General features: G+C 66.8%; 1 protein-coding gene. It reads right to left on the minus strand.

Going from position 1 to position 1,143, the window contains the following annotated elements; genetic code table 11:
• Window positions 1-850, minus strand: an 850-nt coding sequence (locus FNQ90_RS24115; RefSeq protein WP_323380152.1) for an AfsR/SARP family transcriptional regulator, incomplete at its 3' end; no start/stop codon positions are given.
• Window positions 851-1,143: the final 293 nt, after the last annotated feature.

A 1,143-nucleotide genomic window follows, 5' to 3' on the forward strand; every position in this document is an offset into this window, starting at 1 on the left:
CCTCGGGGGCGCGGGGCCTCCGGGGCGCGGGAACGCCTCTCCGGGAACCCGGGGCACCCGCCGGACTCGGCAGGTCGAGTGCTCGGTCCCCGGCCAGAACCTGCTGGTGCAACCGCTGGATGTCCGCGCCCGGCTCGATGCCCAGTTCATCCGCGAGGACCCGGCGCAGCCGTTGAAAGACCTCCAACGCCTCGGAGCGGCGTCCGGCGCGGTGGAGGGCCAGCATGAGCTTGGCATGAAGTCCTTCCCGCGTGGGGTGATCCGCGGCCAGCGCGGAAAGTTCGCTGGTCAATCGATGATGCCTGCCCAGGACCAGATCCGCGTCGATTCGCTCCTCCAGCACCTCGTACCGCTTCTCCGTGAGCCGCAGGATGTCGATGCCGACGACCGGGCCCATGGAGAGGTCGGCGAGGACGGGGCCGCGCCAGACCGCCAGGGCCCGGTGAAGCGCCTCGGCCCCCTCCGTGATCGCCCCTTCCTCCATCGCCCTCCGGGCCCGGATCACGAGCTCGTCGAACTCCTTGACGTCCGTGCAGGAGGAGGGCAGGGAGAGTCGGTAGCCGCCGGGGGTGGTCAGCAGCGCCGGAGCGTCCCGACGGGGGCCCGCCGAGGACTGGTGGCCCAACCCGGGCAGTTTGCGCAATTGGTAGATATAGGTCTGCAGCGTGGTGGCGGCACTGGTCGGTGGACGCTCCTCCCACAACTCCTCGACGAGCTGGTGGTGCGGAACGGTGTCGTTGGCCCGCAACGCCAGCAGGGCGAGCACCTGACGCACCTTGGGAGCGGATGGCGTGACCTGCACGCCGTCGTGAAGGACTTGCAGGGGTCCGAGCAACCCGATTCGCAGCACTAGCCCTCCCATTGTCATGGAGCCACTTGCACGGCCTGATGCGTTCGTCAGCGTGGGTACGCCTGCTTGAAGCTCGCTTGAGATGCGCTCGACGGACTTGGGATCGGAGACGGTCCAACGAGGAGTTAAACTACATGACACAAGCACATGATTGCTACACATAGCTGCTTCGATTATTCATATGACCGCGATATGCTCCACAGGAGGATCCGATGCCACCGGAGCCCGAAAAGGACATCGAGTCATGACCGGAACAGGACCCGACACCGCCCCGGAGCGCTCCACCGAAGCCC

This window comes from Streptomyces alkaliphilus (assembly GCF_014141535.1).
GTDB classification, from domain to species: domain Bacteria; phylum Actinomycetota; class Actinomycetes; order Streptomycetales; family Streptomycetaceae; genus Streptomyces; species Streptomyces alkaliphilus.